The sequence below is a fragment of the Streptomyces sp. NPDC007907 genome (genome assembly GCF_042959365.1).
Taxonomy (GTDB): Bacteria; Actinomycetota; Actinomycetes; order Streptomycetales; family Streptomycetaceae; genus Streptomyces; species Streptomyces indiaensis.
This window is the reverse complement of the sequence record NZ_JBIBKR010000002.1, coordinates 689,591-704,285: the sequence shown is the minus strand read 5'-3', so window position 1 is coordinate 704,285 and position 14,695 is coordinate 689,591. Positions and strand designations below refer to the sequence as shown.

At 73.4% G+C, this 14,695-nt stretch carries 14 protein-coding genes and 1 pseudogene; 11 read left to right on the top strand and 4 right to left on the bottom strand.

The window, feature by feature from the left end:
• The first annotated feature begins 40 nt into the window (after positions 1-40).
• The gene (locus ACFZDI_RS09260) at positions 41-655 is read left to right on the top strand and encodes a hypothetical protein (protein ID WP_234850692.1); all 615 of its coding nucleotides are present in this window, start codon (positions 41-43) and stop codon (positions 653-655) included.
• Between the two features lie 119 nt (positions 656-774).
• Here the strand turns inward: ACFZDI_RS09260 and ACFZDI_RS09255 are convergent, their stop codons facing one another.
• Positions 775-1,011 (bottom strand): hypothetical protein, encoded by a 237-nt coding sequence (locus tag ACFZDI_RS09255; RefSeq protein WP_234850693.1) that lies wholly within the window; start codon positions 1,009-1,011, stop codon positions 775-777.
• A 331-nt stretch (positions 1,012-1,342) separates the two neighbouring features.
• Here ACFZDI_RS09255 and ACFZDI_RS09250 point away from each other — a divergent pair, with 331 nt between their 5' ends.
• The 6 genes from ACFZDI_RS09250 to ACFZDI_RS09225 are packed head-to-tail and all read left to right on the top strand — an operon-like array spanning position 1,343 to position 6,709.
• Entirely contained in the window at positions 1,343-2,875 is a 1,533-nt protein-coding gene (locus ACFZDI_RS09250; protein ID WP_391248911.1) for an ATP-binding protein, read from the top strand.
• Positions 2,872-3,294 carry a roadblock/LC7 domain-containing protein gene (locus ACFZDI_RS09245; RefSeq protein ID WP_234850695.1) on the top strand — a complete coding sequence of 141 codons (423 nt, stop codon included), beginning with the start codon at positions 2,872-2,874 and terminating at the stop codon, positions 3,292-3,294. Before ACFZDI_RS09250 ends, ACFZDI_RS09245 begins: the two co-directional genes overlap by 4 nt.
• Complete coding sequence (locus ACFZDI_RS09240; protein ID WP_391248908.1) at positions 3,291-3,653, top strand: DUF742 domain-containing protein; 363 nt, start codon at positions 3,291-3,293, stop codon at positions 3,651-3,653. Before ACFZDI_RS09245 ends, ACFZDI_RS09240 begins: the two co-directional genes overlap by 4 nt.
• On the top strand, positions 3,625-4,251 hold the full coding sequence (locus ACFZDI_RS09235) for an ATP/GTP-binding protein (protein WP_391248906.1): 627 nt from the start codon (positions 3,625-3,627) through the stop codon (positions 4,249-4,251). Before ACFZDI_RS09240 ends, ACFZDI_RS09235 begins: the two co-directional genes overlap by 29 nt.
• A complete protein-coding gene (locus ACFZDI_RS09230) occupies positions 4,248-5,486 on the top strand; it encodes a cytochrome P450 (RefSeq protein WP_391248904.1) in 1,239 nt (412 codons plus the stop codon). The genes ACFZDI_RS09235 and ACFZDI_RS09230 overlap by 4 nt, the downstream gene beginning before the upstream one ends.
• A complete protein-coding gene (locus tag ACFZDI_RS09225) occupies positions 5,483-6,709 on the top strand; it encodes a cytochrome P450 (protein ID WP_391248902.1) in 1,227 nt (408 codons plus the stop codon). Before ACFZDI_RS09230 ends, ACFZDI_RS09225 begins: the two co-directional genes overlap by 4 nt.
• Before the next feature lie 299 nt (positions 6,710-7,008).
• On the opposite strand, the gene ACFZDI_RS09220 is transcribed toward ACFZDI_RS09225, so the two are convergent.
• Complete coding sequence (locus ACFZDI_RS09220; RefSeq protein WP_234849554.1) at positions 7,009-8,502, bottom strand: helix-turn-helix domain-containing protein; 1,494 nt, start codon at positions 8,500-8,502, stop codon at positions 7,009-7,011.
• Positions 8,503-8,672: 170 nt separating this feature from the next.
• Here ACFZDI_RS09220 and ACFZDI_RS09215 point away from each other — a divergent pair, with 170 nt between their 5' ends.
• The 4 genes from ACFZDI_RS09215 to ACFZDI_RS09200 all read left to right on the top strand — a co-directional run bounded on the left by ACFZDI_RS09215 (position 8,673) and on the right by ACFZDI_RS09200 (position 13,104).
• Positions 8,673-9,293 (top strand): L-threonylcarbamoyladenylate synthase, encoded by a 621-nt coding sequence (locus tag ACFZDI_RS09215; RefSeq protein WP_234849555.1) that lies wholly within the window; start codon positions 8,673-8,675, stop codon positions 9,291-9,293.
• A gap of 144 nt (positions 9,294-9,437) precedes the next feature.
• Positions 9,438-10,193: a dienelactone hydrolase family protein gene (locus ACFZDI_RS09210; protein WP_391248899.1), complete on the top strand. Its 756-nt coding sequence runs from the start codon at positions 9,438-9,440 to the stop codon at positions 10,191-10,193.
• A gap of 277 nt (positions 10,194-10,470) precedes the next feature.
• Entirely contained in the window at positions 10,471-11,976 is a 1,506-nt protein-coding gene (locus tag ACFZDI_RS09205) for a metallophosphoesterase (RefSeq protein ID WP_391248897.1), read from the top strand.
• Positions 11,977-12,075: 99 nt separating this feature from the next.
• The gene (locus ACFZDI_RS09200; protein WP_391248895.1) at positions 12,076-13,104 is read left to right on the top strand and encodes an LLM class flavin-dependent oxidoreductase; all 1,029 of its coding nucleotides are present in this window, start codon (positions 12,076-12,078) and stop codon (positions 13,102-13,104) included.
• Positions 13,105-13,202: 98 nt separating this feature from the next.
• Here the strand turns inward: ACFZDI_RS09200 and ACFZDI_RS09195 are convergent, their stop codons facing one another.
• Positions 13,203-14,177 carry a TauD/TfdA family dioxygenase gene (locus ACFZDI_RS09195; protein ID WP_391248893.1) on the bottom strand — a complete coding sequence of 325 codons (975 nt, stop codon included), beginning with the start codon at positions 14,175-14,177 and terminating at the stop codon, positions 13,203-13,205.
• A 221-nt stretch (positions 14,178-14,398) separates the two neighbouring features.
• Positions 14,399-14,650 (bottom strand): annotated as a pseudogene (locus ACFZDI_RS09190) (transcriptional regulator); the annotation flags it as partial.
• Between the last annotated feature and the right edge of the window lie 45 nt (positions 14,651-14,695).

Below are 14,695 nucleotides of genomic sequence, written 5' to 3'. Positions count from 1 at the left end.
GGTCGAGGCCGTCGGTGGAAGAGGAGTGGAGAGGAGAGGGATGCGGCACGTCTTCTGGCTCGGAGGGGGCAGCGGCGCGGGCAAGTCCACCGTCGCCCGCCGGATCGCCGACCGGCACGGCTGGCGTCTGTACGCGACCGACGACGTGATGGCGGATCACGCCCGCCGGACCACCGCCCAGGAGGCGCCCCTGCTGCACGCGTTCCTGGCCATGGACATGGACGAGCGGTGGGTCGACCGGTCCCCGCGGACCATGCTGGAGACGTTCCACTGGTTCCGGGGCGAGGGCTTCGGTCTGATCATCGAGGATCTCGCCCGACTGCCCCGCGACACACCGGTGGTCGTGGAGGGGTTCCGGCTGCTGCCGCACCTGGTGCGGCCGCTGCTGACCGACCCCCAACACGCGGTCTGGCTGCTGCCCACACCCGCGTTCCGCCGGGCCGTGTTCGCGCGTCGCGCCACAGCGGGGGCAGGGTTCACGCAGCGCACCGGCGACCCCGAGCGGGCGGACCGAAACCTCGCCGCGCGGGACGCCCTGTTCACCGAACGGCTGCGGGAGGAGACCACACGTCTGGGGCTGCCCGCGCTCACGGTGGACGGCACGATGACGGAGGACGAGCTGACCGAACGGGTCGGCGCGGTCTTCGGGCTCTGACGCGGGAAAGGGCCCCGAAGGACAGGGAAACAGCCCGGACACCACGGGGAAGAGCCCGTATGGCACGGGAGAGGGCCCGGCCCCGTCCCGGGGTCCGGGCCCTCTCGGGCCGATGAGCCTCAGCCTCCGTCGAGGCGGGCGCGCAGCAGCCCCTTGCCCAGTTCGGCACCCTTGCGGCTGTCCGCCTGGGCCTTGCGGAACAGATCCGCGACCTCGGTGTCCTTGGCACGTTCCGCGTCCTGGATGTAGCTCTCCAGGCGCAGGGCGTTGCTCAGGCACGCCTCGACGTACCAGATGAGGTTGTAGTCCTTGTCCTGCGTACCGGTCACATCGCCGGTCTCCGATCCACTGCTCATGCGGACCTCCTTCTCGCGGAGCGGACCTCTTCAAGCGCCGGACGAGTACCCGCCCAGGCCGCGGGCACACAGCCCGAGTGCGTCGCGCGCTGCGACCGTGCGGTCACTGCGCCCGGACACCGCGGCCAGACCCCCACGCACCGCCAACTCCCCACCCCCGTAGGGCAATCCAGACAGTTACCCCGGAAGCCCACAGACACCGATCACTTTCGGAACGAAGTGGCACTCCACCGTGCGAGATCGGTCGATGACGGTGTGTACTGTGCTGCGGGTGGCTCGCCTGAGCGCCTCGGACCCAGCCCTGCCCGACTCCCTCCCTGGAATCGACTCGATGATCGAAGTACCGGACCTGGCCGTCGGCGCCCTCGCTCTCGGCACACTGTCCGCGTTCGCCCTCGGCGGCGGGCTGCTGCGCTCCCGGCGGCACCTGGCAGCACAGCGCGCGAAGTCGGCCGCGCTCAGGGCTCAACTCGACGGTACGACTCGGGCGTTCACCTCCGAGGTGGAGCATCTCGCGGCACGGCGGGTGCCCGCCGCGGCCCGGCAGGCCGCACACCCCCACGTCACCGTGCCCGGCCCGCTCAGCCCGCAGCTGGCCGGCTCGCCCCTGGGGTCCGCCCTGGAGCAGGTGTTGCAGGGGCTGCACGCCGAACTCGCCGCGCAGCGCACCCGGATCGACGCGGCGGCCCAGGCCGGGATGCGCGGGGCCACCCGGGAGATCCAGGCGGCGCTGTACCGGCTGCAGGACGCTCTGCGGGGACTCCAGCAGCGTTACGACGACCCCGAGTTGACGCAGACCCTGTTCGAGCTGGACCACGAGAACGAGCAGTCACTGCGGCGTGCGCAGATCGCCGCGGTGGTGTGCGGAGCGTGGGTGGGTCTCGCCCGGGAGGAGTCCCACCTCGTGGACGCGGTGACGGGCGGCCAGGCCCGGCTCGCCGGCTACCGGCGCGTCCGGGTCGGCAACCACCTCGCACCCGGGACCGGCCTGGTGTCCCACGCCGTCGAGCCGGTCGCCATCATCGTCGCCGAGCTCCTCGACAACGCGCTGCGCCATTCCGCGCCCGACACGGACGTCGTGGTCCACCTCGAGACGGTGCACCACGGCGTCTGCGTCACCGTGGACGACGCCGGCCTGGGCATGACGCAGGACGAGCGGGCCCGGGCCCAGCGGATGGTCGCCGGGTCGGATCCGATCCTGCTGACCGAGCTCGGGGATCCGCCGCGCATGGGGCTCGCGGCCATCGGGCAGCTGACGCGGCAGTTCGATCTGAACGTGGACCTGTCGTCCCCGTCCCCGTACGGCGGAGTGCGGGCGGTGTTGCGGATCGACAGCCACCTGCTGACCTGGATCGACCCTGAAGCGGTGCCCCCGGCGGCCGGCGCACCGCGTTCGACCCGTCGGGAGGCGGCACCGGTCACAGGAAGCGGTCCCGGCACATCCCACGGCCCGGGGCCCACCACCTCCCCCGGTCCACAGCCTGGCCCACCCGCACCGCTCCCCGCCGCGAGCGACGATCACGGCTACGGCGCGGAGCAGGCCCCCGGACACGACGCCCCGGCGTCCGGCCACCACGGCCCGCGCGACGGCGGCGGTCTGCCGCAGCGGCGGCGGCGCGGCCGGACCACGGCAGCGGCCGGCCCCGCCGCCGCACCCGCACCATCACGCCGCGCACGCCGTCCCGAGGAGTCCGCCGCCGCCCTCGGCGCCCTCCAGTCCGGCACCGCGGCGGCGCGCACCGACGCCCGGTCGAACGCCGGCGCCGATCCAGCCGTACCTGAGGGTGCCCCGGCCGCGACATCGGCCGGCACGGCAGCCGAGAACACCGACAGCAACGACCACGAAGGGGGAACGGCTCGATGACCAGCCGCGCGGCGGGGGACACGGCATGGGTGCTCGAACCGGTCCTGGAGGTGCCGCACGTCGAGGCAGCCGTCCTGCTCACCCGCGACGGGCTCGTCACCGGTTACACCGACGCGCTGTCGCGGCCCTCGGCCGAGCGGGTCGCGGCCATCACCAGCACCGTGCAGGGCGCCTGCCGTACCGCGGCGGCGGCGTTCGCCGACACCGACCGGGCGGAGATCCGGCAGGTCGTCATCGAGTCGGACCACGGCTACGTACTCATCGTGCCCACGGACCACGGCACCTGTGTCGCCGCGTACGGCGATCCCGAGGTGCGGCTGGACCTGCTCGCCCACCGGGTGCACTCGCAAGTCGCGCGGCTGGGCGAGAAGGCGATGGCCGCCGGGCCCCGAGGCGCCGACGGCGGCACGCCGGCATGACCGGCCGCCGAGGCGGCCGTCCCCTGGTTCCCGCATACCTGTCGACCGGCGGGGTGGCGCGGCCCAGCCGCGCGCACCTGGAGCGGCTGTCGGTCCTCACCGGCTCCGGTGAGCCGGCCCCCGCCGACCTGCCCGCCGCCCAGACCGCCCTGCTGGAGGAGCTGGAGCACGGGTCGCTGACGGTGGTGGAGGCCGCGGCCCTGTTGCGGCTGCCGGTCTCCGCGGTGCTGGTGCTGGCCGCCGGCCTCCTCGACCGTGACCTGGTCCTGGCCCGCGCGCCGATCCCGCCCGCCCGGCGCTTCGACCCCAACCTGCTGAAGAGAGTGGCCGATGGCCTCCGCGACCTCAAACACCGTTGACGCCGAGCCGGGAGGTGCGGACGTCCATCTCCCCGACACCGCCCGGGACTTGGTGAAGATCCTGATCACGGGGCCGTTCGGGGTGGGCAAGACGACCCTGATCCGCTCCGTCTCGGAGATCCGGCCGCTGCACACCGAGGAGCGACTCTCGGAGGCGTCCGCGCGGGTCGACGATCTGGCCGGGGTACGGGACAAGTCCACCACGACGGTCGCCATCGACTTCGGCCGGATCAGCCTGCCGGGCGGCATCGTGCTGTACCTGTTCGGCACGCCGGGCCAGGAGCGTTTCCGGGCCCTGTGGGACGACCTCGCCTACGGGGCGCTCGGCGCGCTCGTGCTGGTCGACGCCCGCCGGATCGACGCCTCGTTCGACGTGCTGGGGCTGGTGGAGGAGTCGGGACTGCCGTACGCGGTCGCCTTCAACACCTTCCCGGACGCACCCCGCCACCACACACCCGAGCAGTTGCGCGCCGCCCTGGACCTGGAGCCCACGACTCCCATGGTCACATGCGACGCGCGGGAGACGAACTCCGCCGCCGACGCCCTGCTCGCGCTGGTGCAGCACCTGATCGACCACCACCCCCCGGAGCCCCGGTGACCCACCCCTCCCCCGCCGAGCAGGCCTTCTCCCTCGCGGCCCCCGTCCGCCTCTGGGAGGACGGTTTCGCCCGCGATCCCCGCCCGTACTACGCCGCCCTGCGCGCTCACGGCCCGGTCGGCTGGGCGGAACTCGCGCCCGGCGTCCCGGCCTACGTCGTCACCGACCGGCGGGCGGCGCTGGACCTGCTGCACGACACCGAGACGTTCTCGCACGACCCCCGGCCGTGGGAGGCGACCGTCCCCGACGACTCGCCGGTGCTCGGCATGATGCGCTGGCGTCCCAACACCCTGTTCGCGGACGGCGAGGCCCACCTGCGCTACCGCACCTCGCTGATCGACGCCTTCGACCTGGTGGAGCCGCACGACCTGCGGGCCCGGGTGCACCGGGCGGTGCACGTGCTGGTGGGCCGGTTCGGGCCGCGGGGCGAGGCCGACCTGGTGGGCGAGTTCACGCGGCCGCTGATGGCGCTGGTGTTCAACAGCCTCTTCGGCCTGCCGGACAGCGCGAGCGAACGGCTGGACGCCGCGCTGGGCAAGCTGATCGAGGGCGGTGCCCAGGCGGCCGAGGGCGAGGCCGAGTTCGGCGGGTACGTGCTGGAGCTGATCGCGGCCAAGGCCGAGCAGCGGGGCGACGACCTGCCGAGCTGGCTGCTGGACCACCCGGCGGGGCTGACCCCCGAGGAGGTCACCTGGCAGGTGTTCCTGACCCTCGGGGCGGGGCACGAGCCGACGGCCAACCTGGTGTCCAACGCGCTGTCCAGGATCCTCGGCAACCCGGCCTACTACTCGACGCTGACCAGCGGCGCCCGGCCGGTGACGGACGCGGTGCTGGAGGTCCTCCACCACGAGACGCCGCTCGCCAACTACGGCATCCACTACGCCCGTACGCCGGTCACCCTGCACGGCGTGTGGATCAGGGCCGCGGTGCCGGTGGTGATCTCCTACGGCGCGCTGGCCCAGGCCGCCGAGCAGGAGCGCGGCGCGGACCGCCACCCGTCGGACGCCTCGCACCTGTCCTGGTCGGCGGGCCCACACGCCTGCCCGGTCAAGCAGCACACCCTGCTCATCGCCACCGAGGCGATCGAACGGCTCACCCAGTGGCTGCCCGACCTCGAACCCGTGCTGCCCCGCGAGCACCTGACGTGGCGGCCCGGTCCGTTCCACCGCTCGCTGACGGCGCTGCCCGTGCGTTTCAGCCCCCGCTCCCCCGACCAGCCTGGAGGACGACCGTGACCGTGACCGACCGCATCGCCCTGGACCCACTGGGCGCCGACATCGCCGCCGAGAGCGCCCGGCTGCGCGCACTCGGCCCGATCGTGCCCGTGGAACTGCCCGGCGGCATCCCCGCCTGGGCACCGACGCGCTACGACACGCTCAAGGAGCTCATCCTCGACCCGCGGGTCAGCAAGGACCCGCGGCTGCACTGGCGGCTGTGGCCCGAGGTCGGCGAGAACCCGTCCTGGGCGTGGATCCTGGGCTGGGTCGGCGTGGTCAACATGCTCTCCACGTACGGCCCGGACCACACGCGGCTGCGCAAGCTGGTCGCACCCAGCTTCACGCACCGGCGGACCGAGGCGATGCGGCCCCGGGTAGAGTCGATCACGGCGGAGCTGCTGGCGGCCCTGGCGGCCGCCGACGGTGAGGTCGTGGACGTCAAGGAGGGGCTCGCCCATCCGCTGCCGATGCGGATGATCTGCGAACTCATGGGTGTGCCGGACGAATTGCGGGAGGACACCGGTCGGCTCATCGCGGCCATCATGGACACCTCCGACCCGAGCCCGGAGCACGCGGCGTCCGTGCAGCGGCAGATCGGGACGGTGCTGCCGGCCCTGATAGTCCACCGGTCCGCGCACCCCGGGGACGACATGACGTCCGAGCTGATCCGGGTCCGGGACGAGGACGGCGACCGACTGAGCGACGAGGAGCTGCTGTACACGCTGCTGCTGGTGATCGGCGCCGGGTTCGAGACCACCGTGAACCTCATCGGCAACGCGGTGGTCGCCCTGCTCCGCCGGCCCGAGCAGCTGGCGGCCGTCCGGTCCGGGGAGATCGGCTGGGACGCCGTCGTCGACGAGACGCTGCGCGCCCACCCGTCGATCGCGTCGCTTCCGCTGCGGTTCGCCGTCACCGACCTCGCCGTCGGCGAGGTCACGATCCCGGCCGGCGACGCCATCATCACGACCTACGCCGCGGCCGGGCTGGATCCCGAGCACTACGGGCCGGACGCCGACCGCTTCGACGCCACACGGGGCGCCGACGACCATCTGGCGTTCGGCATCGGAGTCCACCGCTGCATCGGGGCGCCGCTGGCCCGGCTGGAAGCCCTCACCGCGCTGCCGGCGCTGTTCGACCGGTTCCCGGACCTGCGCCTGGCCACCGGCGACGGCGGCCTGCGGCAGGTGCCGTCGTTCATCGCGTTCGGCTGGCAGGAGATCCCGGTGCGGCTGCGGGGCTGAGGCCTGTGAGGGGATGACTCCTCGGGCGGGGCCGGCGCCCTGGCGGCGATGACCTCTCGCGCCGGGCTGACGCCCCGGGAGGGGAGGACACTCCGTAGGACAGCGCGCGGGAGCGCGACCGGTCCCCCGTTCCGGTCGAGCCCCCGCGACGAGTCGAACTTACGTCCCTGCCCGAGGCCTTGTGAACCGTGTCGGTGCCCGCTGCATGCCCGTCGGGGCTCACCCGTGCACAGCCGAGTCCGGATGGCCCGGGTTCGTCCCGCCCGGATGTGGCCGATCTGTTGCCTCGGAGGCAAAGGTCACGCCGGACTCGGGAGGACCGGCAGGTCGAGGTCGCCCACGGTCAGGTGCGCCAGGACGACCTCGTACAGGTCGGTGCCGGCGGCGAGCAGTTGGCGTTCCAGGACGGGTTCGGCGCTGCGGACGTGCTCGCGCACGGTCTGGGCGTGCACACCCAGGGCCTGGGCGGCCCGCTCGGCGTTGCCGCCGACGGCGATCCAGGTGCGCAGCGTCCGGCGCGGATTGCGGGCGTCGGCGTCGAGCCGCCCCAGCAGGTCCCGGCCCCACGTGCGGACGGCGGGGCCCGACAGCAGGTCGGCGAGGCGCAGTCCCGGATCCGCGGTGTCGTCGGCGGGGAGGGTGTCGGGCAGCCCGATCCGGGTGTTGAGCGCCAGGTGAACCACGGCCCGGACCGTGAGGTCGGCGAAGTCGGTGCCGAGCAGGGTCTCGACGCGTTCCATGCGGGCGCGGACGGTGTTGCGGCTGACGCCGAGGACCTTGGCGGCGTTGACGGCGGTGAACTCCAGGCCGAGCCGGGTGGTGGCGAGGAGCTCGGCGCGGGTGTGGTGCGGCAGGGCGTCGAGGGGGCGCAGCACGCGGGAGGTCCAGGCGCGCAGCGCCACCGGGTCCATCAGGCGTTCGGGGTGGGTGCGCTCGGCGTAGACGGCCGTCTTGTCCGCCCGGAAGTGGGCGACCGCCAGGGCGCTGACGGCCTGCCCGTAGGCGGTGGCGGTCTGGGCGAGGCTCTGGCGGACGCTGCCGCCGAGGAAGAGGCCCGGATGGCGTCCGACGAGCGACCGCAGGGCCTCGTCCGTGGTCTCCCTGGGGCTGACGACGATCACGTGCCCGTCCATGGCCGGGCAGCGCACCACCAGGGCGTCCTCCCGGGTGGTGTCCAGGCACTCCTCGGCGATGCGGTCCCGCACGGCGGGGGCGGACTCGACGACGTACACGCAGGCCGTGTCGGCGTCGAGCAGGCCGGGCCAGAGTCCGGCGGCGACGCGGCGGGCGGCGATGGTGTCCTCGACCATCAGCAGTTGCAGGATCGCCAGGCGCAGGTCGGCGGTGGCCCGGCGCAGCCGGTGCCCGGCGGCGGTGGACTCCCTCGCCGTGAGCAGCAGCTCGATCACCTGGGCGGTGTGCGTGACGACGCCGGAGGCCCGCCGGTCGAAGGGCGCCTGCCGGGAGACGGCCAGCACGCACGCGTGGGACGGGTGGTCCACCCTGACCAGGCGCAGGTGGCGCTCGCCGTTCTCCCAAGCCGCGGAGGCGATCCGGCCGGCGGTGATGTCCGCGACCAGGTCCTCGTCGAGCGGGATCGGGTTCCCGGCGACGAGGTTCCCGGCGGCGTCCTGCAGGGCCACGGTCGCGCCCAGGGCCCCGGAGAGCCAGGCGACGACTCTGCGGACGTCGCGCCCGGTCGGGCGCAGATGCTCGAGCAGTTCCTCCGCCCACTCCGGGCCCGTGCCGGTCTGCGTCTCCCGCAGCCGGTTCCCGTCCTCTCGGCCAGCCACCTGGGCCTTCCCCTCGCTCCTCGTGCCGCCTCCGGCACACCGGTCGGGGACGTTACCGCACGTCCGCCGGGCGGTCCTGCGGGCCCGGATACCGGACAGCGGGGGCGGGTGTCCCCGGGCCCGACCCCCTCCTGCGCCGCCGACCCGCACCGGCGGCATAAGCTCGGCGGATGGCGAAGTACTACGACGTGCACCCCGACAACCCGCAGGCCCGCACCATCGGCCAGATCGCCGACAGCATCCGTGCCGACGCTCTTGTCGCCTACCCCACGGACTCCTGCTACGCACTGGGCTGCCGCATCGGCAGCCGCGACGGCATCGACCGGATCCGTACGATCCGCAAGCTGGACGACCGGCACCACTTCACGCTCGTGTGCCAGGACTTCGCCCAGCTCGGCCAGTTCGTGCGGATCGACAACGACGTGTTCCGCGCGATCAAGGCGTCGACGCCCGGCAGTTACACGTTCATCCTGCCCGCGACGAAGGAGGTGCCGCGCGTGCTGCAGCACCCCAAGAAGAAGACCGTCGGCGTGCGCATCCCCGACCACGTCGTCACGCAGGCCCTGCTCGCCGAGCTCGGTGAGCCGCTGCTGTCCAGCACCCTGCTGCTGCCCGGCGAGGAGGAGCCGCTGACGCAGGGCTGGGAGATCAAGGACCTGCTCGACCACGTGCTGGACGGGGTGGTCGACTCCGGTGACTGCGGAACCGAGCCGACGACGGTCGTCGACTTCTCCGGTGGGGAGGCCGAGATCGTGCGGTACGGCGCGGGCGACCCGTCACGCTTCGAGTAAAGGGCGCAGCAAAGGCCGTTCACGGTTCAACCGTGCGGCGGGGGTGGGCGAATCGCCCCGGGAAGGGGCGTGTCACGATGCCCGTGATCCGCCCGGTCACGCGGACGGGTCGCGCCCCCGCCCCCGCAGAGAGGCAGCTCAGCCATGACCGCCGTCCAGGGAACCGCCGTCGACATCCCCACCGGGGACGGCACCGCCGACGCGTATCTGGCCCACCCGGCCGACGGGGCCGCCCACCCGGCGGTCCTGCTCTTCATGGACGCCTTCGGGCTGCGTCCGCAGCTGCGGTCCATGGCCGACCGGCTCGCCGCCGAGGGGTACGCGGTGCTGGTGCCCAACGTGTTCCACCGGCACGGTCGCGCACCGCTGTTCGACCTTCCCGAGTTCATCGACCCGGGAGCGCGTCCGGAGATATTCGGGCGCATCGGGCCGGCCATGCGGGAACTGACGAACGAGCGGGCGATGCGGGACGCCGGGGCGTATCTGCGGTGGCTGGCCGAGTCGCCGGCGGTGGCCGACGGCCCGGTCGCGGTGACCGGCTACTGCATGGGCGCCCGCCTCTCGCTGCTGACCGCGGGCACCTACCCGGACCGGGTCGCGGCCGCGGCCGGCTTCCACGGCGGGCAGCTGGCCACGGACACCCCGGACAGTCCCCACCTGGTGGCCGGCGAGGTCACCGCCGAGCTGTACTTCGGCCACGCCGACCAGGACCACTCCCTGCCCGAGGAGCAGATCGAGCGCCTGGAGCAGGCCCTGACGGCGGCGGGCGTGCGCCACCGGTGCGAGGTGTACGCGGGCGCGCCGCACGGCTTCACGCAGGCCGACACCGCGGCGTACCACCAGGAGGGCGACGAGCGGCACTGGTCGGCGCTGCTGGACCTGCTGAAGCGCACGTTCTGACCTCGATCGGCTCCCCGCCGACACGAGTTGGCGGACTATCGGGTGGCCTGTCCGGGAGGGGCGCTGAGGCTGCGGTGCCTCGTGCGCTCGCTGCTCGACGCGCAGTGGCGGAAGACGGGCTGCTGAGCGAGCGGTCACCGGCACTCCGGCCGGACGCGCCGGACGCCAACTCGGCGGCCCGGCATCGCCCTTCGCGGCGGTCGTCGGTCACCTCCGCACGCAGGCCGTGAGCGGCCCGCCTGCGGACGGGACCTGGACCGATTGTTACGGTGCACCGGTGTCCGACTCCTCACGCGATACCGCCGAAGGCGCCGGCTGGGGCACCAGCGAACGGGGCGCATACCGTCAGTTGATGCCGCCGACGGCCGAGAAGATCTCCTGGCTGAACCCGAAGATGCTGTGGGTCGCCCGCAACGGCGTGCTGGCCTCCTGGTTCGGGGACCCCACCGGCCGGACGCGCAGCCGGTGGGTGGCGCAGCGGGCGGCCTCCGGCACACCGGCCGACAAGGTGATTCGCCGCGACGATCCGGACCGGTTCTCGTTCCTGGTCATCGGCGACACCGGCGAGGGCGACGACCCCCAGTACGCCGTCGTGCCGGGCCTTCTGAAGACCGGTCAGGGCACCAGCTTCGCCGTGCTGGCCAGTGACGTGATCTACCCGGTGGGCAGCGCGGACGACTACGGCACCAAGTTCTTCCGCCCCTACCGGGACTATCGGGCGCCGATCTACGCGATACCCGGCAACCACGACTGGTACGAGGGCCTCGGCGGTTTCATGCGCGTCTTCTGCGACGACGCCCCGCCCCTGCCGCCCGGACCCCGGCCGCGCCCCCTCACCCGGGCGTGGCTGCGGTCGCTGCTGTGGCACCGGCCGCGCCCGGACGAGGGACAAGGTCTGCCGGAGGCACGGAAGCTGCGGGACGCGCCCGAACAGCAGGCCGTCCAGCCGGGCCCGTACTGGGCGATCGACGCCGGCCCGCTGCGGATCATCGGCATCGACACAGGGCTGCTCGGCACCCTCGACGCCGAGCAGGGCGCCTGGCTGCGCGAGGTGTCCCGGGGGCCACGCCCGAAGATCCTGGTCACCGGCTCACCGCTGTACGTGGACGGCCGGCGCGAGCCGTGCGCGATCGAGGGGGGCGGCACCGTCGACGACATCGTCCGCGACCCCGGCCACCACTACGTGGCGGCGATCGGCGGCGACATCCATAACTACCAGCGCTACCCGGTGCGGCTGGACGACGGCCGCACGCTCCAGTACGTCGTCGCGGGCGGGGGCGGCGCGTTCATGCACGCCACCCACACGATCCCGCGCGTCGACGTCGCGGGCGTCACCGAGCAGGACTTCCGCTGCTACCCGCTGCGCGGCGACTCGCTGGCCTTCTACAGCCGCCTCTACGGCCGCCGGCTGCGGATGCGCCGTTTCTTCACGCTCACCGAGGCCGAGGCGATGGCCGTGATCGCGGAGCGGCTCGGTATCAAGCCCACCCGCGCCCCGGGCGCCCCGGCCCGTCTCACCCGGCGCGTCCGCCTGGTCGCCGGGCTGCTCGGCACCGGGCGCCGCCCCGACCGGGCCAGGCGCTTCCGGCTGCCGGTGCGGAAGATCTACACGTCGCTGTTCTCGCCGAGCTCGGCGACGTACGACCCGCCGTTCTTCAAGTGCTTCCTGCGCCTGGACGTCTCCCCCGAGGCGGTCCGGCTGCGCTGCCACGCGGCGACCGGCAACCGCGCCCAGGAGATCGACCCGCCGGTCGAGGACGAGGTGACGATCCCGCTGCGCTGACCGGGCCGGGCGGGCACCGGCCCGGCGGCAGGGAACAGCGAGGACCGCAGCCGGGTTGGCATCGTCGTACGCCATCGCATGTTCCATGCTGGAGGGGTCGTGCCACCGACCCCACGACCGCTGCGCACGCTGGGTTTCCTGACCATCGGACTGTTCGACCCGGCCGATCCGCGCCGGGGCCACGAGTCCACCCTGGAGATCATCGAGCTGGGCGAGAGGCTCGGCTTCGACAGTGCGTGGGTGCGGCACCGGCATCTGCAGTACGGCATCTCCTCGCCGGTCGCGGTCCTGTCGGCGGCGTCCCAGCGCACGCGCCGTATCGCACTCGGCACGGCGGTGATCCCACTCGGCTGGGAGAACCCGCTGCGGCTGGCCGAGGACCTCGCCACCGTGGACCTGCTGTCGGGCGGACGTCTCAACCCCGGCGTGAGCGTGGGCCCTCCCCTGCACTTCGACCAGGTCAAGGGGGCGCTCTATCCGGACACGGCCGACGCCGAGGACTTCGGCTACGGGCGGGTCGAGCGGCTGCTGGACTTCGTGCGGGGCGAACCGGCGACGGACTTCAGCGGCGTCGAGGGCTTCGAGGTCTTCTCGGACCGGGTGCAGCCGCACTCCCCCGGCCTGGGCCGGCGCCTCTGGTACGGCGGTGGCAGTTTGCGGTCGGCCCGATGGGCCGGCGAGCACGGCATGAACCTCCTCACCAGCAGCGTCGTGAAGGCCGAAGAGCCCGAGGGGCCCTACGACTTCGCGCAGATCCAGCTCGCCCAGATCCGCGCCTTCCGGGCCGCCCACCCCGACGGTGAAGCCGCCCGCGTCTCGCAGGGCCTGGTCGTCATCCCCACGGACTCGGCCTCGCCCGGGCAGCGCGCCCGGTACGAGGAGTACGCCGCGCAGCGCACTCCCCGCACGGCGTCACCGCAGGGCCCGGCGCGGCTGTTGTTCGCGCCGGACCTGGTCGGGACCTCGGCGGAGATCGCGGAACGGCTGCGGGAACACGCCGCGTTCCGGGAAGTGGACGAGGTGGCGTTCGCCCTGCCCTTCTCCTTCGAGCACGATGACTACGTACAGATCCTCACCGACATGGCGACGAAGCTGGGGCCGGCCCTGGGATGGCGGCCGGGCGCTTAGCCGGACCGTCGAAGCCGAGCGCCGCGCACGGGATCCCTCGGCACCACGGCCGGGTTCCGTCACGCCTGGCCCGACCGCGACGCGCGGCGTCCCCCGGGTCACCAGCGGCCCGGCTCGGTCCCCGTGATCGGCTCCGACGGTGTGCCGTCCACCCCGACCGGTACGTCCCCGGCGAGCATCACGCGGTGCATGATCCTGGGATGGTCGAGGTGGGCGGTGTCGCCGGGGGCGAGGTGCATGGTGGCGCGGTTGTCCCAGAACGCCACGCTGCCCGCCTCCCAGCGGAACCGGACGGTGTACTCGGGCCGGACCGCCTGCTCCAGCAGCATCTCCAGGATCGCGGCGCTCTCGGGCCGGGAGAGGCCGGCGATCTGCTCGACGTAGTAGCCGTTGACGTAGAGGATCCGCTCTCCGGTTTCGGGGTGGACGCGCACCAGCGGGTGCCGGGAGGCGACCTGCCTCTCCAGCAGGTGCCGGAGGTACGCGTCGTCGCCGGGCCGTGGCTGGTAGCCGACGCCGAGCCGGTGCTCGGCGCGCAGTCCGTCGACGAACTGCCGCAGCGGCGCGGAGAGTCCGGCGTACGCCGCCGCCAGGTTCGCCCAGGTGGTGTCGCCGCCGTAGGGCGGTACGGTCTCGGCGCGCAGGATCGTCGCGGCGGGCGGGTCGACGCGGGCGCCGTGGTCGCAGTGCCAGCCGCGCAGCAGCGTGTGTCGGCGCCGGCGCAGCCACTCGTCGTGCTCCATCCCGAACCGCCCGCCCAGTTCCAGCCGGTCGGCGGTCGTCTCGACCTCGGGGACGTCGGGGGGCGAGGCCTTGCCCCGCCGCGGCAGCACCACCGGCTCCCCGAACCGCCGCGCCAGCGCCACGTGCCCGGCGTGGTCCAGCCGCTGCCCCCGGAAGAACACCACCTTCCACCGCAGCACGGCGGCCCTGATGGCGGCGACCACGGCGTCGTCGAGGTCCGCGGCCAGGTCTACACCGCCGATCTCCGCCCCGATGTACCCCGCCACCGGTTCCACCTCCACCCCGGCCGCCCGCGCCGCCTCGTCGGTCGTCCCGCTGTCCGTCGTCATGAACACTCCGCTGGTCGTGGTCCTGCCTTCCCCGGAGATCGTGACAGCGATCTCCGCCTGGGGCGACCATCAGGAGTGCCGCCGCTGCCTCATGCGGTTCTCGGGGCAGCGGTGACCAGGCGGCGCTCCCGTCCTGCACCCTGAACTCGCGGATCACGGTGTTCCGGAACAGCGCCCTCCCGTCGACCGTGCAGAGAGCGAGCCCCGTGTCCACCGGGTACGGGAACACCGCCGCCGTCGGCGCGCAACGCGTCGCGGCAACCGCGCGAGCGCTCGGCGGGGATGACCGCGGGCAGCGAGTCGTCCTCGGGCAGGCAGTCGGCGAGGACGGAGTGGGTGCGGTGCAGGCCCTCGGGAACGGGGACCCTGCGCAGGGACATGACGGCGTAGATGATGCCGGCGTCGTTCAGGTCCTCGGCGCTGTCCACGCCGTCCGCCGTCTTTGTCCCCCGCCTGTCCGGTTGATCATTGCTCCCCCTATCCGTGACGCTGGAGGGACGACACAGCCGCACGCACAG